This is a genomic window from Streptomyces sp. NBC_01268 (genome assembly GCF_036240795.1).
In the GTDB taxonomy this organism is placed as follows: Bacteria; Actinomycetota; Actinomycetes; order Streptomycetales; family Streptomycetaceae; genus Streptomyces.
On sequence record NZ_CP108454.1, the window covers coordinates 1,056,338 to 1,079,845 of the forward strand.

Genomic DNA, 23,508 nt, shown 5'->3' on the forward strand with positions numbered 1-23,508 from the left:
GTCTCACATTCCGAACGGGGTGGCGGAGGGGGCGACGGTCGGGGCGCAGTCGGCGAGCGGCACGGGCTCGCCCATGGCGACGAGGATCTTGCGGGCGCCGGTGTACGCCTCGCGGCCGTGGGCGCAGAGGATGTTGTCGACGAGCATCAGGTCGCCGTCCTGCCAGGTCTCGCGGACGGTGACGGCCTGGTAGGCGTCGATGATGGCGTCGACCTCGGCGTCGGTGAGGGCGGTGCCGTCGCCGAGGCGGGTGTCGAAGGGGAGGCCGTCGGCGCCGAAGGTCTCGGTGAGGACCTCGCGGACGTCCTCGTCGAGGCCGCGGGCGTTCCAGAAGGCGAAGTGGTTGAACCAGACGCGCTCGCCGGTGACCGGGTGGGTGATGACGGCGGAGCGGAGCTGGCGGGTGCGGAGGGTGTCCTCGTCGAGCCATTCGTAGCCGATGGCGTGCTCGTCGCAGTACTCCTCGGCGCCGGCCGGCTCCTCCGAGGAGAAGGCCTTGCGCCAGGGCATGCCCGCGAGGTCGGAGTAGTTGCGGACGAGGAGCCAGCCGGCCTCGGTGAAGCGGGCGACGAGCTCGTCGGGGAGGAGCGCGAGGGCGCGCCGCATGTCGCCGACGGTGGTGGCGCCGCCGGTCTCGGGGGCGGTGACGCAGCCGAAGAGGAGGACGCCCGGGAAGTCGAGGGTGTAGCTGTTCTCGTTGTGGAGGCGGATCGGCTGGATGGCCGGCAGGTCGGTGGAGGAGAAGACGCCCTCGCCGAAGTCGGTGCGCGGGGTGGCCTTCTCCTTGTATCCGGCGCGGGTGGCGATCAGCGCGTCGCGGGCCTCGGCGAAGGTCGCCGCGTCCGTCATGGGGAGGCCGCGGAGCAGGACGGCGCCGGAGCGGTGCAGCTCGGCCTGGATGTCGGCGCGCCGGGCGTCGAGCCACACGGTGGCCTCGGCCATCGTCGCGTGGCGGGGGACCTGGACGACGGCGGGCTTGCCGGGCTCACGGACGACGCTGATGCCGTCCTCGGTGACGGCCGGGTTCGGGGCGAAGGTGGTCATGGCGGGGTTCCTCTGCTTCACGGAGTACGGGCGGGGGGCGCGCGTTTCGGGCCGCGCGGGGCCCGGTGGGTTGCCGGAGGGGTCAGGCGGCGGTGGCCGGCGCGCCCTGGAGGGAGGTCAGGACCGGGTTGAGGCGGGCGAAGAAGCCGGCCAGGTCCTGCTGGAAGTAGAAGTGGTCGCCCGGCAGCACCACGGGGTCGACGTCGTTCCCGGCGACGAGCGCCCAGCCGTCGAGGAGGCCGACCGGCACGATCGGGTCGACGTCGCCGCCGAAGACGGCCACCGGGCAGTCGAGCCGTACGTCGGGGGCGGTGCACTGGTAGGCGTCGTCGATGGCGAAGTCGGCGCGGATGGACGGCAGGACGATCTCGCGGAGCTCCGGGTCGTCGAGGATGCCGTCGTCGGTGCCGCCGCGCTCCTTGATGGAGGCGACCAGCTCGTCGTCGTCGAGCCGCTCGGGGTGGACGGGCGCCTGGTTGGGCAGGACGGGCGCCCGGCAGGCGGAGGCGACGAGGCCGAGCGGGGTGCGGCCGGCGGCCTGGAGCGTCCGGACGACCTCGAAGGCGACGAGGGAGCCCATGCTGTGCCCGAGGACGACCAGCGGGCCGGTGTCGCCGGGGAGGGCGTCCACGACGGGGAGGGCGAGGTCGTCGACGGAACCGGGCAGGTCCTCGCAGTAGCGGGCGCCGCGGCCCGGGTACTGGCCGATGAGCAGCCGGACGTCGGCCGGGAGGTGCTCGCGCCAGACGCTGTAGGCGTGGGCGTTGCCGCCGGCGTGCGGCAGGACCAGCAGGGACAGGCGGTGCGGGGTGTCGCCGGGCAGGTCCCAGACGACGTCCTCGGGCGCGGGGGTGAAGGCGGGGGTGGAGTGGGTGGTCATGAGCTGATCCGATCCGTGTCGTTGCGGCGGCGGAGGGCGGGGCGCGCCTTCCTGGCCGGAGCGGTCCTGAGGGAGTCGATGTGCGCGGCGAGCCGGGCCGGGGTGGGGTGCTGGAAGACGTCGCGGACGGTGAGCCGCACGTCGAGGGCTCCGGCGATGTGGTTGGTGAGGCGGGCTCCGAGGAGGGAGTGGCCGCCGTGGTGGAAGAAGTCGTCGTCGACGGTGAGGGCGGTGGAGGTGTCGAGGGTGCGGGCGAACAGGCCGAGGAGGGTCTCTTCGAGCGGGGTGCGCGGGGCGCGTCCGCCGCTGGAGAGGGCGGCCGGGGCGGGCAGGGCCCGCTTGTCGATCTTGCCGTTGGGGGTGAGCGGCAGCCGGTCGAGCACGGTCACGTGGCTGGGGACCAGGTGCTCGGGCAGCCGGTCGGCGACGTGCCGTCGGATGTCCTCCGGCGCGACCGCCTCTCCCTCGATCACCAGGTAGGCGGCGAGCCGTTCGGCGTGCACGGTCACCACGGCCTGGGTGACCTGCGGGTGGGTCAGGAGCGCGGCCTCGGTTTCGCCCGGCTCGACCCGGAAGCCCCGGATCTTGATCTGGTCGTCGGCCCGGCCCTCGTACACCAGCCGCCCGTCCCGGTCGAAGCGGACGAGGTCACCGGTGCGGTAGAGGCGGGTGCCGGGCGGACCGTAGGGGTCGGGGACGAAGCGGGTGGCGGTGAGATCGGGCCGGCCGAGGTAGCCGTGGGCGAGGCCGTCACCGGTGAGGTACAGCTCGCCGGTCACGCCGGGCGGGCAGAGGTCGAGGAAGGAGTCCAGGACGTAGGCGCCCTTGTTGAGGAGCGGGACGCCGATGGGGACGTGGGTGGGGGCCAGGTCGGCGGGCGGGATGGGGTGGGTGGTGGTGAAACCCATGGACTCCGCGGGGCCGTAGCCGTTGACGACCTCGATCCCGGGGCGGAGCAGGTGCAGCTTGTGGACGTGGGCCGGGGAGGCGGCCTCGCCGCCGGTGTAGGCGACGGTGACGGTCCCGAAGGCTCCGGGGTGCTCGTCGACCAGGAAGTTGAAGAGGCTCGCCGACAGTTGGAGCATGGTCACCCCGTGGCGGCGCGACAGCTCCTCGATCAGCACCGGCTCCGGCCGCTGCCCCGGCTGCAGGACCGTCGTCCCGCCGTGCAACAGCGCACCCCAGAACTCCAGGCTGAACGCGTCCCACGACACCGGCGAACACTGGAGGAACACCTCCTCCTCGCCGAACCGGCCGTACGACTGGCCGCTCACCGTCGACACCAGGTTCCGGTGCGACGACAGGATCCCCTTCGGCCGGCCCGTCGAGCCCGACGTGAACATCACGCAAGCGGGGTCGTCGGGCCCGAGCGGGACGCCCAGGTTGCCGTCGGCGGTGCCGGCCGGCCGGTCGGCGGCGTGGGTGACGGCCCAGGGGCCGCAGACCCGCCCGGCCAGGGCCGGGGAGGTGACGAGGTGGCCGATGCCGGCGTCGGTGGCGGCCGAGCGGAGCCGCTCCTCGGGGAAGTCGGGGTCGAGGAGGGTGTAGGCCGCGCCGGTCTTCAGGACGGCGAGCACCGCGACCGCGAAGTCGCCACCCCGTTCGAGCAGCACGCCCGCCATGTCGCCGCGTCCCAGGCCCTGTTCGGCCAGGTGGCGGGCCAGGCGGTTGGCGGAGGCGTTGAGTTCGGCGTACGAGATGCGCCGCTCTCCGTCCACCAGCGCCGTCCTCCGCGGAACCCGCGCGGCCTGCTCCTCGAAGCGCCCGACCAGCGAACCTTCCCCCGCGCCCGGGGCCTTGGACCCGGCCCAGGAGCCGGTCAGCAGGTCCCTCTCCGCTTCGGTCAGGACGTCCAGGGCGGAGAGGGCGACGTCGGGCTCGGCGAGGGCGTGGTGGAGTACCCGGCCGAGGACCGACGTCGTGCGCCGGACCGACTCCTCGTCGAAGAGGTCGGCGGCGAACAGGACGGTGGCGCGCAGGCCGCGCTCGTCGTCGGAGCGGAGGAAGAACTCCAGGTCGAACTTGGCGGAGCCGCTGGTGACCTTCTCCATGGGGGCCGGCGCGACTCCGGGGAGCGTGAGGGGCTTGGCGGTGCCGGTGCCGCTCTCCACGGTCAGGCAGATCTGGAAGAGGGGGTGCCGGGACAGGGTCCGGGTCGGGTTCAGCGCTTCCAGGACCAGGTCGAAGGGGGCTTCCTGGTGGGCGAACGCGTCCAGGTCCGCCGTACGGACACGGCCCAGGAGCTCACGGAACGTCGGGTCGCCCGAGCTGTCCGTACGCAGCACCAGCGTGTTCACGAAGAACCCGACGAGTGCGTTGAGCGCCTCGTCGCCCCGGCCCGCCACCGGCGAGCCGATCGCCAGATCCGCCCCCGCACCGAGCCGCGACAGGGCCGCCACCAGAGCCGCGTGCACCACCATGAACGGCGTGCACCCCTCGGCCCGGGCGAGCAGCGTCGCCCGCTGGAAGAGGTCGGCGCCGAGGTCGAGTTCGACCTGGCCGCCGCGGTGCGAGGCGTGCACCGGCCGGGGGCGGTCGAGGGTGAGCCCGTGCGCCTCGGGCAGGCCCGCCAGGTTCTCGCGCCAGAAGCCGAGTTCGCGGCCGAGTAGGCTCTGCGGTTCGTCGGCCGGGCCCAGGACGCGGCGCTGCCAGGCCGCGTAGTCGGCGTACCGCACCGGGAGGGGCTCCAGCACCGCTCCCCCGCCTGCCGCACGGGCCGCGTAGGCCCGCTCCAGGTCGGCGAAGAAGACGCCGTCCGACAGGCCGTCCGTCGCGATGTGGTGGAGGACCAGGACCAGCACCACGGAACCGTCGGGGAGTTCGAAGGAGGTGGCGCGGACGGGGAGGTCCGACGCCAGGTCGAAGACCTGTCCGGCGGCCTCGGCGAGGCCGGCGTCGAGCGCGTCGGCGTCGGTCCGGCGGCGCTCGACGGTCAGCCGTGCCCGCTCCGGGGCGAGGACCCGCTGGAAGGGTTCGCCGTCCACGGCCTCGAACACCGTCCGCAGCGGGGCGTGACGCTCCATCACGTCGTTCAGCGCGGACTCCAGCGCGGCGGGATCCGGCCCGGCGCCGTCGAACCGTACGACCGTGGGCACGTTGTAGGCCGCGCTCCCGCCGTCCAACTGGGCGAGCAGCCACAGCCGCCGCTGCGCGTACGAGGCGGGGACCAGCTCGCCGTCGCCCTCCCCCGGCACCAGCGCGGGGAGGACGGCGGTTTCCGTGGCCTCGCCTCCGCGCTCGGCGACGAGCTCCGCGAGTCCGGCCACGGTCGGGTGTCCGAAGACGTCCCGGATGGTCAGCCGCACGCCCAGTGCCTCGGCGACGCGGTTCGTGAGACGGGCGGCGAGGAGGGAGTGGCCGCCGAGGGCGAAGAAGCTGTCGTCGATGCCGATCCCGTCCGGGTCGACGTCGAGGGTCAGCCCGTACAGGTCCGCGAGGACCTCCTCGGTGCGGTCGCGCGGGGCGCGGCGGACGGTGACGAGCGCGGCGGGGGCGGGCAGGGCCCGCTTGTCGATCTTGCCGTTGGGGGTGAGCGGCAGCCGGTCCAGGACGGTGACGTGGCTGGGCACGAGGTGTTCGGGCAGTCGGGCGGCCACATGCCGCCGGATGTCCTCCGGCGCGACCGCCTCTCCCTCGATCACCAGGTAGGCGGCGAGCCGTTCGGCGTGCACGGTCACCACGGCCTGGGTGACCTGCGGGTGGGTCAGGAGCGCGGCCTCGGTCTCGCCCGGCTCGACCCGGAAGCCCCGGATCTTGATCTGGTCGTCGACGCGGCCCTCGTACACCAGCCGCCCGTCCCGGTCGAAGCGGACGAGGTCACCGGTGCGGTAGAGACGGCCGCCGAGGGCGGCGCCGAACGGGTCCGGGACGAAGCGGGTGGCGGTCAGGTCGGGCCGGCCCAGGTAGCCGTGGGCCAGTCCGTCACCGCTCAGGTACAGCTCGCCGGTCACCCCCGGCGGGCAGAGGTCCAGGTACGGGTCCAGGACATAGGCGCCCTTGTTGACCAGGGGCGTTCCGATCGGGACGACCGTCTCCTCCGTGTCCCCGGCATCCAGCGCGTGCGTGGTGGTGAAGCCCATCGACTCGGCCGGGCCGTAGCCGTTGACCACCTCGATGCCGGGCTTCAGCCGCTGCAGCTTGCGTACGTGGGCCGGCGAGGCGGCCTCGCCGCCGGTGTAGGCGACGGTGACGGTCCCGAAGGCTCCGGGGTGCTCGTCGACCAGGAAGTTGAAGAGGCTCGCCGACAGTTGGAGCATGGTCACCCCGTGGCGGCGCGACAGCTCCTCGATCAGCACCGGCTCCGGCCGCTGCCCCGGCTGCAGGACCGATGTCCCGCCGTGCAGCAGCGCCCCCCAGAACTCCAGGCTGAACGCGTCCCACGACACCGGCGAGCACTGGAGGAACACCTCCCCTTCGCCGAACCGGCCGTACGACTGGCCGCTCACCGTCGACACCAGGTTCCGGTGCGACGACAGGATCCCCTTCGGCCGGCCCGTCGAGCCCGACGTGAACATCACGCAGGCGGGGTCGTCGGGGCTGATCGGCACGCCGAGGTCGTCGGCGACGGCGTCCGGGCCGGGGCGCCGTCCGGCGTGGGTGACCGTCCAGGGGCCGTCGGCGCGGGCGGCGAGGGCGGAGGTGGTGACGAGGTGGGTGATGCCGGCGTCGGCGGCGGCCGAGCGGAGCCGCTCCTCGGGGAAGTCGGGGTCGAGGAGGACGTGGCCCGCGCCGGTCTTCAGGACGGCGAGGAGGGCGGTGGCGAAGGGGATGCCGCGTTCCAGCAGGACACCGGCCATGGCGCCGCGCCCGAGGCCGCCGTCGCGCAGTTCGCGGGCGAGGTGGTTGGCGGAGGCGTTGAGTTCGGCGTACGTGACGGCGCCGGCGGTGTCGATCAGGGCGGGGCGGTCGGCGTGGAGCCGGACCTGCTCCTCGAAGCGGGCGACGAGGGTGGTCTCCACCGGTTGCCCGACGGGCCCCGCCCAGGCGCCGGTGAGGAGCGCGCGCTCGTCGTCTCCGAGGAGCGCGAGACCGGCCACGGTGGCGTCCGGGGCCTCGTCGTCCGCGAGGAACCGGGTGACGAAGGCGGTGAAGCGGTCCTGATGGGCGGCGACCAGGACCGGGTCGACGTCGTGGACCGGGGTGTCGAAGTCGATGCGCAGGCCGTGGGCGGGGCCCAGGTCGAAGACGGCGACGCTGAGGTCGTCGACGGGGCCGTTGCTCACGTTGTGGTTGACGGTCGGATGGCCGCCGACCGTCAGTTCGGTCTGGAAGCCCATGATGTTGAGGACCGGCGTGGCGAGACGGCGGGTGCCGTCGATGACGCCGGCGTCGCGGCCGAGGTCCTCGTACCGGGTCCGCTGGTGGCGCAGGCCGTGCTTCACCTCGGCGGAGACCGCGCGCACCAGGTCGGCGAGGCGGTCCTCTGGGCGGACCCGGAGGCGCAGCGGCACGATGTTCGACATCATGCCGGGGGTGCTGCGGGCGGCGCGGGTGGTGCGGCCGGTGACGGGCAGGGCGATCATCAGCTCCTGGCGGCCGGTGACGCGCTGGAGGTAGGCGGCGAAGAGCGCCACGAGCAGCACGGACCAGGACACGCGGGAAGCGCGGGCGACCGTGCGCAGACGTTCGGCGTCGGCCGGGGAGACGGGGACGCTGCGGCGTGCGAAGGGCAGTCCGCCGTGTGCGGACGGCACCCGGTCCCGGCCCCGGACGAGACCGGCGGGCGCGTCGGGGGCGTCGGCCAGGTGGGTGCGCCAGGCGGCCCGGTCGGCGACGGCCTCCTCGGAGGCGCGGTAGGCGGCGTCCTCGGCGAGCAGCTCGGTCAGGGTGCCGAACGGGGTGTCGCCCCACGGCTCGCCCGCCGCCGCCCGCTCGTACAGCTCGACCAGGCGGGCCAGGGCCATGGAGGCGCCGACGCCGTCGACGACCAGGTGGTGGAAGCCGTAGAAGTAGAAGAAGCGGTCCTCCCCCAGCTTGATCAGGGCGCACCGGACGGGGGCTTCGCCGGTGAGGTCGAAGGGGGTGCCGATCAGCGCGTCGACCAGGTCCCAGGCGGCGGCCTCGGGATCCGCGGCCCCGCTGAAGTCGGTGAAGGCCAGCGTGCGCTCCCCGGCGTCGGCGTCGAGGAGCTGCCAGACCTGCTCGCCGTCGTCCTCGAAGCCCCGCACCCGCAGGAAGTCGGCCTCCTCGACCAGCCGCCGCCAGGCGGCCGCCATCAGCTCCGGGGCGACCGGGCCCTGGATCTCCCGGCATTCGCCGACGTTGTACGTGACGCCGGTCGGGTCGAGGAGATGGGCCGTCCAGATGTCCCGCTGGGCTACCGAGAGCGGCAACCGGACGGCGGCCGGTGCGGAGGCGACGGGCTGGTCGAACGGCATGGGGGCTCCTGGTGGGTGACCGGGGTCGGTGGCCGGTTCGACGGCCGGGAACGTGGGCAACGGCGGGAACGCACGGAAACGGTGGTGACGGCGGTGACGCGGTGCCGTCGGCCGCCGCGTTCGGCGGCCGGGCAGTGGCCATACAACCCGTGCGGGGGCCCCGTGAGCGGCAGTTGATCCGGCGGTACGGCAGCGGATCGGCGGCGCTGCGGCAGTCAGGCGGCAGGGGCGGGGGCAGCGGCGGCCGATGCCTCCGCCGCCGTGGCGCCGGTGCCGTCGGCCGGGTTCAGGGCGGCGCGGACGACGCACAACACCCGGAAGCCGGAACGGCCGTGATCGGTGCTGGGGCGGATGACACCGCCGATGAGCAGGGCGCGGATCATGCGGCCGGCGTCCGGGAGGGTCCTGCCGGTGAGCCGGACGACGTCGGTGAGCCCGAAGTCCCGCGCGGCGGCGGCGTCCTGGGCGGCGCAGAGCGTGGTGAGCAGGTTCCGCTGCTCCGGCGGGAGGGCGGCGAGGGTGCGGGCGACGCGGTCGCGCAGGCGGGAGCCGCTGTGTCCGTCGGCGAGGTGGTCGAGGACGGCGGCGGGGTCGGTCTCGACGATGCCGCGCAGGGTGGGCAGGTCGCAGACCCCGAGCCAGGAGGCCGCGGCGGCGAGCGCGAGGGGGTGCCCGTCGAGGCGGTGGGCGATCCAGGCGGTGTGGGCCAGGGTCTGCTCGTCGGGGAGGAGTTCGGGCCGCATCCGGCGGAGCCGGGCGAGGAGGAACCGTACGGCGGGCGCGTCCACCCCGGTGCCGGGGGCCTCGGGGCCCGCCGGGAGGGGGGCGTCCAGCGGGGAGAGGAGGAAGAGGCGCTCGCCGGGCACGTCCCAGGGGGTGTCGGCGGTGAGCAGGAAGCGCAGGCCGGGGAGTTCGCGGCGGAGCCGCGTCAGGCGGGAGAAGTCGAGCCGGGCGGTGTCGACACCGTCCAGGACCAGCAGCGCCTCACGGTCGCCGAGCGCGGCGGCGAGGGCGAGGGGCGGCAGTTCGCCGGAGGAGGGGGAGGAAGCGGCGGAGGCGGTGGGCGCGGCGGCCCCGGGTCTGTGCCCGTCCGCGGAGCCGTACGGGTCGGCGACGGGCCACGTCGCGGACGCTCCGCCCCCGTGCGGACGGCCCGCGTCCGCGGACGTTCCGGCGCCCTGGAGATAGGCGGCGCAGTCGGCGACGAGGGCGGCGAGGGGAGCCTCGTCGGCCGGCGGCAGGCAGTCGGTGACGGCGCCGGGGGCGGTGTGCCAGAGGACGGGGAAGCCGCTCGTGTGCAGGCGGGCGGCGGTCTCCAGGGCGAGGCGGGTCTTGCCGACGCCGCTCAGGCCCACGACGGTGACGAGTCGTTCGGCGCCGGAGCGCAGTTCCTCGGCGAGGATCGCGGCCTCGGCGTCCCGGCCGATCAGCGGGTGCAGCGGGACGGGCGGGGCGCAGCGTTCCGGGAGGAGGTACCGGCCGGCGCCGCCCTGGTGGCCGCGGGAGACGGACTCCTCCAGGGCGGTGCGGGCCCGGGGGCCGAGGCGGAGCGCGTCGGCTATCAGCCGGATCGTGTCCGCGCGGGGCCGCAGGGCCTTCCCCTTCTCCAGGTCGCGGATGGCGCGGACGCTGATGGTGGAGAGGTCGGCCAGTTCGCGCTGGGTGAGGCCGATACGGCGGCGGTGTCCGCGGATGAGGGTGCCCAGTGCGGCGGTGGCCGTCGGCGCGTCCTCAGGAGAGAGACTGGTCGTCATGGAGAGCTCCCGCTGGTCAGGTGGGGGCGAGGGCCGGAAAGCGGCCAGGTCAGGCCTGCTTTCGGCGGTGTCTCGCCGAGTGCTGGGAACCATCCTCCGAATCCCCCTATCCGGGGGGCATCCCGCCGCTAACCGGCATCGGGGGCGGGTCGGGCGTCCGGGACGCCTCCCGTGATAGCGCGGCGGCGCCGGGGATAGCGATGCCGGGGCCGTGATAGGGGGAGCGGTCCGGTGATAGCGGGGTGATAAGGCTGCGGCCGGTGCGGTGAATCCGCTCGTTCCTAAGTTGGTGGTCAGAAGGAAACGCCAGCCCCGAACGAGACGGAGAATCCGATGTCGAAGACCGCCGCCACCACCCGTACCGCCCTCCGCGCCGCCGTCACTTCCGCGCTGATCGTCCTGGTGACGGGCGCCGGCCTGCAGACCAGCTGGGCCGACGAGCCGGTCCCGGCGACGGGCACCCCGGGGACCGCCGCCACCGCCACCTCCACCACCCCCGAGGGCTGCGTCCCGGCCGGCACGGGCACCGGGACCACGGGCACGGGCACCACCGGCACCGGCACCCCCACCTGCACCGACAACAACCCCTGGGACTGACCTGCCCCGTCCCTCCCCGTACGACGAGGGGGCGTCCGCGCCTCAGCAGGCGCCGAGCAGTCGCTCCGCCTCCGTGAGTTCCCGGGCCATGCGCCGGTCCCGGAAGACCTCGACCGCCGGGGTGAGCAGTTCCCGTGAGCGTCCCGGCTCCGTCGTCAGGAGCCGTGCGAGGTCCAGGCGCGCGAGTGCGCCGCCGCCGAAATCCATGATCTGTTCCCGCGCCGACACGGCGCGGTCGAAGAAGTCCCGGGCCCGGTCCGGACGTCCCATCACGGTGAAGGCGTGGCCGAGGTCCCGCAGCAGGTGTCCTTCGCCGATGGCGTCGCCGGAGTCCCGGCAGAGTTCCAGCACTTCGGTGAAGGTGAGGACCGCCAGGTCGCTCCGGCCCTGTTCGAGGAGGAGCTGACCGACCCGGCGCAGGGTGCGTGCCCGGCCGCCGGTGTAGCCGATGCCCTCGTAGATGTCGAGCGCCTCGTCGAGCTGGCGCTGCGCGGTGTCGGTCTCGCCCTGGCGCATGCGGATGTGGGCGCTCTGGGTGAGGACGATCGCCCGCCCGACGACGTCCCCGGCGCGGTCGAAGTCGGCGAGGGAGCGCCCGTAGAGCTCCAGTGCGGCGGCGTCGTCGCCGCCGGTGCGCGCGATGAGCGCCATGTCGCGGCGGCAGAGGGCCTCGCCCATGGGTTCGTCGAGGGCCTGGAAGACGTCGAGCGCCGAGTTCAGGGCCTGGCGCGCGGTGTCGTACTGGTTGCGGCTCATGTAGAGCGAGCCGAGCGAGGCGCGGACCGCGGCGGTGCCGCGCAGGTTTCCGGCCTTGCGGACGGCGGCGAGGGCGATGTGGTGGGTCCGCTCCCACAGGTCGTAGTGACCCCGCACCTCGAACAGGGTGACGAGCGAGGTCGCGAGGTCCCAGCTGAGGTCGTGGAGACCCTCCTCCGCTGCGTGCTCGACCATGCCGCAGAGGGCGCCCTGTTCGGCGTCGAGCCAGGCGAGCGGGTCGGCGAGCGCCTCGTCGGTGTAGGCGGCCGGGGGTTCCCAGCGGGGCGCGTCGCCGTGCAGGACGGTGAAGTCGCCCCCGTACACCTTGCGGTGGGCCTGCTGGGCGAGGTGCATCCAGCCGCCGGCCATGCGGGCGAAGGCGGCCTTCCGCTCCTCGGGCGGGTGCTGGACGGCGAGCTGCTCGCGGGCGTAGACCCGGATGATCTCGTGGAAGCGGTAGCGGAAGCCGCCGGTCTCCATGCCGGCGACGTCGAGCATCTGCACGTCGACGAGGGGTTCGAGGAGGTCCGAGGGGAAGGGCCTGCGGTCGTCGAGGAGGGCTCCGGCGAGCCAGCTCGGCAGGGTCGGCGCCTGGGCCATGCTGAGGAGCCGCAGCAGTCCCCGGTCGCCGGGCGCGAGTCCCTCGTAGGTGAGGGAGAGGCTGGCGCGCATCGTCATTTCACCGTGTGCGAGTTCGTCAAGTCGGTGCCGTTCGTTGGCGAGCCGGTGGACCATGGACGCCAAAGTCCAGTGGGGCCGGGCGGCGAGCCGGGCGGCGACGATGCGCAGGGCGAGCGGGAGCCGCCCGACGGTGCGGACGAGGGCTTCGGCGGCGGCGGCCTCGCCGGTGACGCGGTCCTCGCCGATGATGCGGGAGAGCAGTTCCAGCGCGCGGTCCTCGTCGAGCACGTCGAGTTCGACGCGGTGGGCGCCGGGCAGCGCGGTGAGCCGGGCGCGGCTGGTGACCAGGACGGCGCAGCCCCGGCTGCCGGGGAGCAGCGGGAGGACCTGGCCTTCGCCGGCGGCGTCGTCGAGGACGACGAGGACGCGGCGGGAGGCGAGCCGGGTGCGGTACATCTCGGCGCGCTCGTCGAGGGATTCGGGGATGAGCTGGCCGGGGATGCCGAGGGCGCGCAGGAAGCGTCCGAGGACCTCGACGGGGGTGGCGGGGGCGCTGGTGGTGCCGCGCAGGTCGCAGTAGAGCTGTCCGTCGGGGAAGCCGGTCTCGGCGAGGGCGTGGGCGACGTGTACGGCCAGGGTGGACTTGCCGGTGCCGGGCTTGCCGGTGATGGCGGCGAGCGGGACGGTGCCGCGTCCGTCGCTGCCGGCGAGGGCCCTGCCCAGGGCGGCGAGGCGCTGTCCGTCGGCGACGAAGTCGGCGATGTCGGCGGGCAGCTGGTGCGGGACGGTGTCCTGACGAATCGTTTCGGCAGCGGGCGTCGCAGGGGTCTCGGCGGACGTCGGGGGCTGCTCAGGGCGCGCTTCGGGTGCCGCGTCGACGGGTCTCGCGGCGGGTCTCGCGGTGGGTCTCGCGCCGGGTACGGCGGGAGACCCGGCGGCGTCCGGCGGCGGCAGCTCGCCCGCGAGGATGGCGGCTTCGAGGTCGCGGAGTTCGCGGCTGGGTTCGAGGCCGAGTTCCTCGGCGAGGTAGCGGCGGGCGGTGCGGAAGGCCTCGAGGGCCTCGGCCTGGCGTCCGGACCAGTAGAGGGCCTGGATGAGCTGCCCGTGCAGCTTCTCGCGGAGGGGGTGTTCATGGGTGAGCCGCTGGAGTTCGCCCACGAGCCGGTCATGGCGGCCGAGTTCGAGCTCGATGCGGATGCGGAGCTCGACGGCGGCGAGGCGCTCCTCGTTGAGCTGCCGGGCCTTGTTGGCGAGCGGGCCGCTGTCGAGTCCGGTGAGGCATTCGCCCTGCCAGAGGGTGACGGCCGATCTCAGCAGGCCGACGGCCTCTTCGGCGTCTCCGCTCTCGCGCAGTGCGCGGGCGCGCTGGACGAGGCTGGTGAAGAGGGCGGCGTCGACGTTCCCGGCACCGGTGTGCAGCACGTAGCCGGGGGGCCGGGTCACCAGGGTGACCTCGCCCTCGGCGCCGGCGAGCAGCTTGCGCAGCCGGGACACGCAGATCTGCACCTGGGTGCGGGCGGTCTCCGGGGGGTTGTCCTCCCAGATGAGGTCCACGAGCTGGCTGGTGCTCACCACCCGGTTGCTCTCCAGGAGCAGCGCGGCGAGGATCACCTCCTGCCGGCCCGGCGGGACGCGCAGCGGCCCGCCGGCTCCCTGGACCTGGAGGGGCCCCAGCACCCGGAAGGTCAGGCGCGGCCCGCCCTGGACGTCCTCGTCCGCTAACCCACCGGCGGCAGCAGCCACTGATCCCCCACCCAAACAAGAAGAGTCGACTCGCCAGGACCAATCCCGGCCACGCCGGGATGTCAGGCTCAAGTGAGGACAGTCTCCACATCTCTTCCCGCCCTGTCCATGCCGTGAAGATCCCGGCCGGGGATAGGGAGGCGATAACGCGAAGTTGGGAAGGCGCCGCAGAATCCTGGAGCGAGAGTGAAGGGGGTTGGCACCGTTGAACAGCCATGACGACACGAGCACCGTGTGGGCCGACGGAACGGGGGCGGTGGATCTGGTGACCGCCGCGGGGATCGACCACGTGCGGCTGGTCTACGACTACCTCGACGCGGGTGATCTGGACGGCTGCGCGTCCTTGTTGCACGACGCCGTGGTCTTCGAGCTGCCGGGTCTGCCGCCGGCCCGGGGCCGCAGCGAGGCGGTGCGGGCGCACGTGGGGCACGTGCTGCCGACGGCCCGCCACGAGGTGGAGCAGCTGGTGGCGCGGGACCGCACGGTGATCGCCACGGGCCGCCGGGTCCCGGCGCCGACGGCCGCCGCGCCGGGACCGGTGGACCACCGCTTCGTCGACGTGTTCACCATCGCCCCGGACGGGATGGTCCGCACCTGCGTGCGCTACTACCACGCGACCCCCTGACCGGAGCATCGGGCTCCGCTTCCGGTTGGCCTCCACTTGGACCCTACAGGGGGTCAGGACGACAGGAATCATCGGGCAATTGGAAACTTTCCTGTCGCTCCGGATGCCAATCCGGTCACACAAGTTCCGAAATGATCAAAGACGCCTCTATAGTGCGGTCGTCCCCGCACCTCCCCCGCCTGCTCTTGAGAGTCCGGTTGATGTCGGCGTCACCCAGCCCGTTCCGTCCCGCCCTGACCGCCTCGCTGCTGACCGCCGCCGCGGGCGGCGCGCTCACCGTCGCCGCGGTCACCGCGGCGCCGGCCGACGTGCGCTCCCCGATCGCCTGGTTCGCGGCGTGCGGCGTCCTCCTCCTGTCCGCGGCCTCGTTCGCGGTCACCTGGTACGCGCGCGCCCTGCGGGCCCTGACCAAGCGGGCCGACCGGCTCGCCGCGCAGGTCTCCTCCCAGGACGCCTACGCCGCCCACCGCCAGGCCGCCGCCGACAGCGAGGCCGCGGCCCTGAGGGAACGTCACGAGGCCACCGCGGCCGCCGAGGCCGCCGCACACGCGGCCCGTGCCGAGGTCCTCGCCGAGCAGCACCGCACCGAGGCCGAGGAGCTCGCCCGCCGCCACCGCGCCGAGGCCGAGCGGCTCGCCACCGAGCACGCCGCCGGTGTCGCGCGCATGGAGGAGCGGGTCCGGCGCGCCGAATCGGCCCGCTCCGCCGCCCTGGCCGCCGCGGCCAACGCGGCCGGCCGGATGCAGGCCCTGGCCACGAGCATGATGGCCGACCTGCGGGAGATGGAGCACCGGCACGCCGACGAGGACGTGCTCGCCGACCTCCTCCACCTCGACCACCGCACCGCCCAGGCCGGCCGGCTCGCCGACTCCGTCGCCGTCCTCACCGGCGCCCGCTCCGGCCGCCGCTGGGCCCGGCCCATCGTCATGGAGTCGATCCTGCGCGGCGCCATGGGCCGCATCGCGGGCTACCAGCGGGTCCGGCTGCACTCCAGGAGCGAGGCCGCCGTCGCCGGCCACGCCGCCGAGGGCGTCATGCACGCGCTCGCCGAGATCCTCGACAACGCCGCCAACTTCTCCCCGCCCAGCGCCGAGGTCCACGTGTACGTGGAAGAGGTCCCCGCCGGTGTCGTCATCACCGTCGAGGACAGCGGTCTGACCATGAGCGACGTGCAGCTGCGGCGCGCCGAGTCCGCCGTCGACGCCACCACCCAGGACCTCGGCCGGCTCTCCGGCACCCGCCTCGGCCTGCACGTCGTCGGCCGCCTGGCCCGCAAGCACAACCTGTCCGTGTCCTTCCGGCCCTCCGCCCGCGGCGGCACCGGCGTCGTCCTGATGCTCCCCCAGGAGATCATCAGCCAGGGCGCCGAGGCGCCCGCCGCCGCGCCCCTGCCCATACCGGCGCAGCGGGCCACGCCCCCGGCCGCCCCCGCGGCCGCGGTCACTCCGGCCGCCGGGCCCGAGGCCGCTCCCGCGTCGCCCGACGAGACCGACGCGAACCCCGAGGCCGCCCCGGAGGACATCGTCCTGCCCCGCCGCAAGCGCGGGAAGACGCTCGCCGCGCACCAGGAGGCCACCCGCCCGGCCGCCGAGCGTCCGGCGCCCCGCACCGCCGACTCCCCCACCGTCTCGATCCGCTTCGGCGGCTTCCACAAGGCCGTGCGCGGCGCGGAGTCCGCCCCGTGCGAGGCCGCCCGCGAGGGCTCCGCACCCGACGACTCCGTACCCGACGGCTCGGCGCCCGACCAGGCGGCCGCCCCCGCCACGCCGCCGTCCTCGAACCACCCCCATTCGGAAGGCGATCCCCGATGACCGGCACCACCACCGACGAGAAGCTGAGCTGGCTCCTGGAGGGGCTCCTCGAACGGACCCCCGGCACCCGGCACGCCCTCGTGCTCTCCCGCGACGGCCTGAAGCTCTGCCGCACCACCGGGCTCTCCGTCGACCAGGCCGACCAGCTCGCCGCGATCGCCGCGGGCATCCAGAGCCTGTCGCACGGCGCCTCCGTCGAGTTCGGCGACGGCACGGGCGGAGTGCGCTCCGCGATGGCCGAGTTCTACGGCGGCATCCTCTTCATCGTCGAGGCCGGGGAGGGCGCCCACCTCGCGCTCGTCGCCGACGAGGAGGCCGACGCCGGTCTCGTCGGCCACAACATGACCGAGCTCGTCGAGCAGCTCGGCGAGCACCTCGTCGCGAGGCCGCGGGGATGAGCCGCGTCAGGCCGGGTCGGGACGACTCCCCCGACCGGCTCTACACCCTGACGGGCGGGCGCAGCCGCTCCGGGTCCACCGCCTTCGACGTCGTCACGCTCGTCGTCGCCGAGAGCGACCCGGTGCCCGGCATGCAGTCGGAGCATGCGGCGATCCTGCGCATGTGCCGCTTCCCCACCGCCGTCGTGGAGGTCGCGGCGGGGCTCGGGCTGCCCGTGTCGATCACCCGGATCCTGCTGGCCGACCTGCACGACACGGGCCGGATCAGCGCGCGGCACCCCCGCCCCTCCTCGTACCGCCTTCCCGATCACGACATCCTGGAGCAGGTGCTCGTTGGACTCCGTAACCTCTGAACCGCATCCGACCGCACCCCAGCACCAGACCCTGAGCAGCACCGCCGACAACGGACTGAAGATCGTCGTCGTCGGCGGCTTCGGGGTCGGCAAGACCACCCTGGTCCGCTCGGTCAGCGAGATCCGCCCGCTGAACACCGAGGAGACGATGTCGCAGGCCGGCGAGGACATCGACGACACCGACGGGGTCGCGGCGAAGACCGCCACCACGGTGGCCTTCGACTTCGGCCGGATCTCGCTCGACTCCCGCAACGTGCTGTACCTGTTCGGGGCGCCCGGCCAGGAGCGGTTCTGGTTCCTGTGGGACCGGCTGTTCTCCGGCACGCTCGGCGCGGTCGTGCTCGTCGACACCCGGCGGATCGCCGACTCCTGGTACGCCGTGGACCGGCTGGAGCACCACGGGACGCCGTTCGTCGTGGCCTGCAACGACTTCGGCGGCCCCGCGCACTCGCCGGCCGACGTCCGGGAGGCGCTGGACCTCGGCGAGGAGGTGCCGCTGGTCTTCTGCGACGCCCGGTCGCGCGAGTCGAGCAAGCAGGTCCTGATCGCCCTCGTCGAGCACCTGAAGGCGATCACCGAGCCCAGCGGCCGCCCCCACGCGTCGCACCCGCGGATCCACCCCGAGCCGATACCGGAGCACGCCCCGTGACCACCACCGAACCCGCGCCCGTCCCGCTGAGCGGACCGAGGTTCCACACCGACCCCACCGAGCTGTACCGGCGGATCCGGCGCGAGCACGGCGCCGTCGCCCCGGTCGTGCTCGACGGCGACGTGCCCGCCTGGCTGGTGCTCGGCTACCGCGAACTGCACCAGGTCACCAGCGACCCGGTGCTCTTCTCGCGCGACTCCGAGCTGTGGAACCAGTGGGACGCGATCCCCGCCGACTGGCCCCTGCTGCCCATGATCGGGCGCCGGCAGCCGTCCATCCTCTACACCGTCGGCGAGCGGCACCGCGAGCGTGCCGGGGTCATCTCGGCGGCGCTGGAGGGCGTCGACCCCTTCGAACTGCGGCGTCGGGCCGAGCACTTCGCCGACGAGCTCATCGACGGGCTCTGCGCGAAGGGCGCCTGCGACATCATCGCCGAGTACGCGACGCTGCTGCCCGTACGCGTCCTGGCCAGCATCTACGGCTTCGCCGACGAGCAGGGCCCGGCGCTGGTCACCGCCCTGAACGACATGATCAACGGCCGGGAGAACGCGCTGGAGGGCCAGCGGTACCTGGCCGAGTCGATGGGCGCGCTGCTGGCGGCCAAGCTGGCCGAGCCCGGCGACGACGTGGCCTCCCGGATGCTCGGCAACACCCTGGGCTTCACCGTCGAGGAGGTCGCCCAGGACCTGATGGTGATGCTCGCCGCCGGGCACCAGCCGACCGCCGACTGGATCGGGAACTCGCTGCGCCTGATGCTGACCGACGACCGCTTCGCGGCATCGCTGTCGGGCGGCCGGCACAGCGTCGGCGAGGCCATGAACGAGGTCCTGTGGGAGGACACCCCGACCCAGAACGTGGCCGGCCGGTGGGCGTCCCGCGACACCCACCTCGGCGGGCGGATGATCGGCCGGGGCGACCTCGTGCTGCTCGGCCTCGCCGCCGCCAACGCCGATCCGCACGTACGGGCCGACGCCGGGTCCGCCCTCACCGGCGGCAACAACGCCCATCTGTCCTTCGGACACGGCGAGCACCGCTGCCCCTTCCCCGCGCAGGAGGTCGCCGAGACCATCGCGCGGACCGGGATCGAGGTGCTCCTCGACCGGCTGCCGGACGTGGACCTGGCGACGGCCGAGGACAGCCTCACCCGCCGCCCCTCGCCGTGGCTGCGGGGGCTGACCGCGCTCCCCGTCTCGTACACCCCGACCCCCGCCCTTGGAGCCCACGCATGACCTGCCCGATGGACCACACCGCCGGTTCCGGCACCGAGGCGATCGTCCTCGACCCGTTCGTCTCCGACCTCGACGGCGAGAGCGCCCGGCTGCGCGCGGCCGGCCCGCTGGCCCGGGTCGTGCTGCCCGGCGGCGTCCCCGTCTGGGCGGTGACTCGGCACGCCGAGGCGCGGGCCCTGCTCACGGACTCCCGGCTGGTGAAGGACATCGGCGTGTGGGGGGCCTGGCAGCGGGGCGAGATCCCGCTGGACTGGCCGCTGATCGGACTGGCCAACCCCGGCAAGTCGATGCTGACGGTGGACGGCGAGGAGCACCGGCGGCTGCGGACCCTGGTCGCGCAGGCGCTCACGGCCCGCCGGGTGGAGCGGCTGCGGGCCGGGATCGAGACCCTCACGACGGGGCTGCTGGACCGGCTCGCGGAGCGTCCGGCCGGTGCGCCCGTCGACCTGAAGGCCGAGTTCGCCTACCCGCTGCCGATGAACGTCATCAGCGAGCTGATGGGCGTGGACCCGGCGGACCACCCGCGGATGAAGGCGCTGTTCGACAAGTTCTTCTCGACGCAGACGCCTCCGGAGGAGGTGCCGCAGATGATGGCGGACCTCGGCGCGCTGTTCGCCGGGATCGTGGCGGCGAAGAAGGAGACGCCGGGCGACGACCTGACGAGCGCGCTGATCGAGGCCTCCGAGGACGGCGACCGGCTGACCACCGAGGAGATCACCAACACGCTCCAGCTCATGGTGGCGGCCGGTCACGAGACCACGATCAGCCTGATCGTGAACGCCGTGGTGGCCCTGGAGACCCATCCCGAGCAGCGGGAGCTCGTCCTCAAGGGCGAGGTGCCGTGGGAGAACGTGATCGAGGAGACGCTGCGCTGGTCGACGCCGACCTCGCACGTCCTGATCCGCTTCGCCGCCGAGGACATCGAGGTCGGCGACCAGGTCCTGCCGCAGGGCGAGGGGCTCGTGGTGTCCTTCGGCGCCATCGGCCGCGACGAGGCCCAGCACGGCGAGACCGCCGGCGGCTTCGACGTCACCCGCACCCCGAACCGGCACATCTCCTTCGGGCACGGCCCGCACGTCTGCCCGGGTGCGGCCCTGTCCCGCCTGGAGGCCGCGGTGGCGCTCCCCGCGCTCTACGCGCGCTTCCCGGGGCTGCGCCTCGCGGTGCCGCGCGAGGAGCTGCGCAACAAGCCGGTCGTCACCCAGAACGACCTCTACGACCTCCCGGTCCACCTGGCCTGACGGGGCGCCGCACGGCCCGGTCAGCCGGCGGGGCGGGCCCCCGCCGGCGTAGCCGGGCCGGGCCCGAGGTCGACGCGGGCCGCGACGGGGAGGTGGTCGCTCGCCGTCGCGGGCAGGGTCCACGACCCGGTGGCCCGCGCTCCCTTGAGGAGGATCTGGTCGATCCGCACGAGCGGGAGGCTCGCCGGCCAGGTGAGGCCGAAACCCTCGCCGGACGTCGACTGGGCCGACGCCATACCGGCGGTGAGCGGGCGCAGCCCCCGGTCGTCGGTGGAACCGTTGAAGTCGCCCATGACGAGGACGCGCGGCACACGCTCGGCCCGCAGGTATCCCGCCAGGACGCCGGCGACGTCGTCGCGCGAGCCCGAGGTGAAGCCCGCCGGTCCGACGCGGACGGACGGCAGGTGGGCCACGTACACCGCCAGCGGGCCCTCGGGGGTGTCCGCCGTGGCGCGCAGGGCCCGGGTCCACGGCATGATCGGCACGGCCCGCGCGTCCCGCAGCGGGCGGGTGCTCCACAGACCGACCGTGCCCTCCTGGAAGTGATGCGGGTACGCGGCGGCCAGAGCCCGCTCGTAGGCGGGCGCGGTGTCGGGCGAGAGTTCCTGGAGCGCGACGATGTCCGCCCCGCTCGCGATCAGGCTCCGCGCGGTGCCCGACGGATCGGGGTTGTCCTGGTTGACGTTGTGGCTGACGACCGTGAGGTCCCCGCCGGGCGCCGACTTGTCGGCGAGGGTGCCCGCGAAGACCGTCAGCCAGGCGGCCACCGGCAGGATCAGGGCCGCCGTCGCCGTCCGTGACCGGCGCAGCAGCGCCGGGGCCGCGAGCGCGGGGATCGCGAGGGCCGTCCACGGCAGCAGGGTCTCGGCCAGGCTGCTGAGGTGGCCGGGGAGGTCGGGCAGGCCTCCGTGGCCGACGAGGACGATGACGAGAGCCAGCAGGGCGGCGCCGAGCGCGAGGCCCCTGCCCCGGCGTCCCCTGCCTCCCGTGCGTCCCTCGCGTGCCGTACTCGGAGGGGGAGTCTCCGCGTCCCGCTCCGCCTCCGGGGCGTCCACCGGACGGATCGTGGCCGTCATGGTTCAGCCCTCCCGGGTCAGGCTGTCGCGGAGCCCGGTGATCAGGCGGCGGCTGCTGTCGACGGCCTCCCGGAGGCCCTCGGCGGGCGTGGTGTCCGCCCGCTGGTGGAGCACCGCTCCGACGAGCAGTCGGGTCGCGCCGCCGACGCGCACCTCGCAGGCCCACAGCAGGTTGCCGCCCGCCGGGGTGCTGGATCCGGTCTTGATGCCGACGACGCCCGGCGTGTCCAGAAGGGGATTGGTGTTGGTGATCGTGCCGACGCCGGGCACGGTCACCGACCGGGTGCCCACGATCTCCCGGAAGACGGCGTTGCGCATCGCCTTCCGGGCCAGGGCGAGCTGGTCCTCCGCGGTGCTCGTGGTGGTGGCCTCGATGCCGCTCGCCCCGGTGTACGTCGAGTCCTTCATGCCCAGCCCGACGGCGGCACGCTGCATCTTCTCCGCGAAGGCCTCCTGGGTCCCGGCGTCCCAGCGGGCCAGCAGCCGCGCCACGTTGTTCCCGGAGGGGATCAACAGCATCTCCAGCAGCTGCCGTTGGGAGTACCGCCGGCCCGCCTGGAGCGGCACCGTGGACTCACCGCCGACGCCCGCCTCGTAGGAGGCCTGGCGGTCCACCTCGATCATCGGACCCGACTCGCCCGGCTTCAGCGGGTGCCCCTCCAGGATGACGTGCGCGGTCATCACCTTCGTCAGGCTCGCGATGGGCACGGGCCGCCCGTCGCCCCGTGTGCCGACCGGGCCGGCCCCTTCGAGGGCGACCGCGGTCTGCCCGCCCTCCGGCCACGGGAGCGCCCCGCCGTCGACGACGACCCGGGCCAGCTCGCCGTCCCGGTACGGCACGGAGGCAGAGCCGTCCCCCGTCCCGGCCACGGCGACGCCCAGCCCCGTCACGAGGAGCAGGGCCAGCGCGCCGCCCGCGACGCGTTTGCGGTGCGAGGGGGAAAGGGACATCGGACTACCTCCGGGGCTGGCGTACGAGATCGGTACGGCAGCCAGGCTGCGGGCACGGTGTGTCCGGACGCCGGAGGCGAGGGCTTCACGGGAGCTCGGGAAGCCGTCGGTTGTGTATCGGGGGTGTATCGGGGGGGGCGGGCCGGCCCGTCCCCCGGCGGCGCCTACGTGCCGGCCGCGCCGGTGTCGACCTCCGGCAGCCGCAGCGTCGCCACCGCTCCCCCGTCCTCGGGATGGTTCGCGAAGGACAGCACCGCGCCGATCACGGCCGCCTGACCGCACGCGATCGTCAGGCCCAGGCCGTGTCCGCGGCCCCGCTCGGCGCTGCCCGTCCGGAACCGCTGGGGACCGTCGGCCAGGAGGTCCGCCGGGAAGCCGGGGCCGTGGTCCCGGACCGTGATCGTCCGGCCGGAGACGGTGATCTCCACGGGGCCCGCGCCGTGGCGGTGGGCGTTGACGGCGAGGTTGGCGACGATCCGGTCCAGCCGCCGCGGATCCGTGTCGGCCACCGCCGACGCGTCGGCGGTCACCCGGGCCGTCGTCCCGGTCCGCGCCACCGACTCCCGGACGAGCTCGGCGAGGACCACCGGCCGGAACCGGGGCTCCTCGGCCCCGGCGTCGAGCCGGGAGATCTCCAGCAGGTCCTCGATCAGGTCCCGCAGCACCCCGATCCGGCCCCGGACCATGTCGGTGACCTCGCCCTCGGGCAGCAGTCCCGCCGAGGTGACCAGGCCCATCAGCGGGGTGCGCAGTTCGTGGGCGACGTCGGCCGTGAAGCGCTGCTCGGCCGCGATGCGCTGCTGCAGGCTGTCGGCCATGGAATCGACGACGGCCCCGATCTCGCCGATCTCGTCGATGCCGCCGCGGCTCGTCTCCGTACGGGCGTCCAGGTCGCCCGCGGTGATGCGGCGTGCCGTGCGGGCCACCCGGCGCAGCCGCCGCGCCGGCAGTTCGGTCGCGAGGACCGTGACGGGGACGACGATGCCGAGGGTGAGCAGCGAGTACTTCCACATGTGCCGGTCCAGGGCCTGCCGGGTGAGCAGGTCGGCGGTCATGTCGACCCTGGTCGCGTAGAGCTGCCCGTCCTGCGTCAGCGCGGCCCAGAAGACGGGGGCCGGGGGCCGGTCCTCGTACAGGGTGCCGGCGCCGTCGCGTTCGACCTGCCGCAGCAGGGCGTCGGGGAGTGCGCCGGGCTGGGTCGTCGCGCCCTCCCGTACGACGGGGTCGAGGGCGGCCAGCGCCTTGCCCGCGCCCTCGTGCATCGACCGCCGCAGGGTCGACTCGTGGACGAGCACGCCGACCGTGAGGGCCATGGCGGTGCAGGCGAGGCCGACGAGGAGAACGATCTTCCAGCGCAGCGACCGGAGGTTGAGCAGGGCGCGTACGGGGGCCATCCGGAGCTC

At 74.2% G+C, this 23,508-nt stretch carries 16 protein-coding genes; 8 read left to right on the plus strand and 8 right to left on the minus strand.

Annotation, left to right across the window (positions count from 1 at the left end):
- Positions 1 to 3 precede the first annotated feature (3 nt).
- From OG309_RS04425 to OG309_RS04440, 4 genes are all read right to left on the minus strand, one after another.
- Positions 4 to 1,044, minus strand: a complete 1,041-nt coding sequence (locus OG309_RS04425) for a TauD/TfdA family dioxygenase (RefSeq protein WP_329418395.1) — start codon at positions 1,042 to 1,044, stop codon at positions 4 to 6.
- Positions 1,045 to 1,126: 82 nt separating this feature from the next.
- A complete protein-coding gene (locus OG309_RS04430; protein WP_329418396.1) occupies positions 1,127 to 1,924 on the minus strand; it encodes a thioesterase II family protein in 798 nt (265 codons plus the stop codon).
- The gene (locus tag OG309_RS04435) at positions 1,921 to 8,301 is read right to left on the minus strand and encodes a non-ribosomal peptide synthetase (protein WP_329418397.1); all 6,381 of its coding nucleotides are present in this window, start codon (positions 8,299 to 8,301) and stop codon (positions 1,921 to 1,923) included. Before OG309_RS04435 ends, OG309_RS04430 begins: the two co-directional genes overlap by 4 nt.
- Before the next feature lie 215 nt (positions 8,302 to 8,516).
- Positions 8,517 to 10,055, minus strand: coding sequence for an AAA family ATPase (locus OG309_RS04440; protein ID WP_329418398.1), 1,539 nt, complete (start codon positions 10,053 to 10,055; stop codon positions 8,517 to 8,519).
- Between the two features lie 333 nt (positions 10,056 to 10,388).
- Between OG309_RS04440 and OG309_RS04445 the strand changes: the two genes are divergently transcribed.
- Entirely contained in the window at positions 10,389 to 10,652 is a 264-nt protein-coding gene (locus tag OG309_RS04445; RefSeq protein ID WP_329418399.1) for a hypothetical protein, read from the plus strand.
- A gap of 42 nt (positions 10,653 to 10,694) precedes the next feature.
- On the opposite strand, the gene OG309_RS04450 is transcribed toward OG309_RS04445, so the two are convergent.
- A complete protein-coding gene (locus tag OG309_RS04450) occupies positions 10,695 to 13,706 on the minus strand; it encodes an AfsR/SARP family transcriptional regulator (protein ID WP_329428125.1) in 3,012 nt (1,003 codons plus the stop codon).
- Between the two features lie 271 nt (positions 13,707 to 13,977).
- Here OG309_RS04450 and OG309_RS04455 point away from each other — a divergent pair, with 271 nt between their 5' ends.
- The 7 genes from OG309_RS04455 (at position 13,978) to OG309_RS04485 (ending at position 20,078) form a co-directional block, all read left to right on the plus strand.
- Entirely contained in the window at positions 13,978 to 14,397 is a 420-nt protein-coding gene (locus OG309_RS04455) for a nuclear transport factor 2 family protein (protein ID WP_329418400.1), read from the plus strand.
- 200 nt (positions 14,398 to 14,597) lie between these two features.
- Complete coding sequence (locus OG309_RS04460; RefSeq protein ID WP_329418401.1) at positions 14,598 to 16,208, plus strand: sensor histidine kinase; 1,611 nt, start codon at positions 14,598 to 14,600, stop codon at positions 16,206 to 16,208.
- Positions 16,205 to 16,606 (plus strand): roadblock/LC7 domain-containing protein, encoded by a 402-nt coding sequence (locus OG309_RS04465; RefSeq protein ID WP_329418402.1) that lies wholly within the window; start codon positions 16,205 to 16,207, stop codon positions 16,604 to 16,606. The genes OG309_RS04460 and OG309_RS04465 overlap by 4 nt, the downstream gene beginning before the upstream one ends.
- Entirely contained in the window at positions 16,603 to 16,959 is a 357-nt protein-coding gene (locus OG309_RS04470) for a DUF742 domain-containing protein (RefSeq protein ID WP_329418403.1), read from the plus strand. The genes OG309_RS04465 and OG309_RS04470 overlap by 4 nt, the downstream gene beginning before the upstream one ends.
- Positions 16,940 to 17,608: a GTP-binding protein gene (locus OG309_RS04475; protein ID WP_329418404.1), complete on the plus strand. Its 669-nt coding sequence runs from the start codon at positions 16,940 to 16,942 to the stop codon at positions 17,606 to 17,608. Before OG309_RS04470 ends, OG309_RS04475 begins: the two co-directional genes overlap by 20 nt.
- Positions 17,605 to 18,837, plus strand: coding sequence for a cytochrome P450 (locus OG309_RS04480; protein WP_329418405.1), 1,233 nt, complete (start codon positions 17,605 to 17,607; stop codon positions 18,835 to 18,837). Before OG309_RS04475 ends, OG309_RS04480 begins: the two co-directional genes overlap by 4 nt.
- Positions 18,834 to 20,078: a cytochrome P450 family protein gene (locus tag OG309_RS04485; RefSeq protein ID WP_329418406.1), complete on the plus strand. Its 1,245-nt coding sequence runs from the start codon at positions 18,834 to 18,836 to the stop codon at positions 20,076 to 20,078. The genes OG309_RS04480 and OG309_RS04485 overlap by 4 nt, the downstream gene beginning before the upstream one ends.
- A gap of 20 nt (positions 20,079 to 20,098) precedes the next feature.
- On the opposite strand, the gene OG309_RS04490 is transcribed toward OG309_RS04485, so the two are convergent.
- The 3 genes from OG309_RS04490 to OG309_RS04500 all read right to left on the minus strand — a co-directional run bounded on the left by OG309_RS04490 (position 20,099) and on the right by OG309_RS04500 (position 23,499).
- Complete coding sequence (locus tag OG309_RS04490; protein WP_329418407.1) at positions 20,099 to 21,154, minus strand: endonuclease/exonuclease/phosphatase family protein; 1,056 nt, start codon at positions 21,152 to 21,154, stop codon at positions 20,099 to 20,101.
- Positions 21,155 to 21,157: 3 nt separating this feature from the next.
- Positions 21,158 to 22,105 carry a D-alanyl-D-alanine carboxypeptidase family protein gene (locus tag OG309_RS04495; RefSeq protein ID WP_329418408.1) on the minus strand — a complete coding sequence of 316 codons (948 nt, stop codon included), beginning with the start codon at positions 22,103 to 22,105 and terminating at the stop codon, positions 21,158 to 21,160.
- A 164-nt stretch (positions 22,106 to 22,269) separates the two neighbouring features.
- Positions 22,270 to 23,499, minus strand: a complete 1,230-nt coding sequence (locus OG309_RS04500) for a HAMP domain-containing sensor histidine kinase (protein WP_329418409.1) — start codon at positions 23,497 to 23,499, stop codon at positions 22,270 to 22,272.
- Positions 23,500 to 23,508 lie beyond the last annotated feature (9 nt).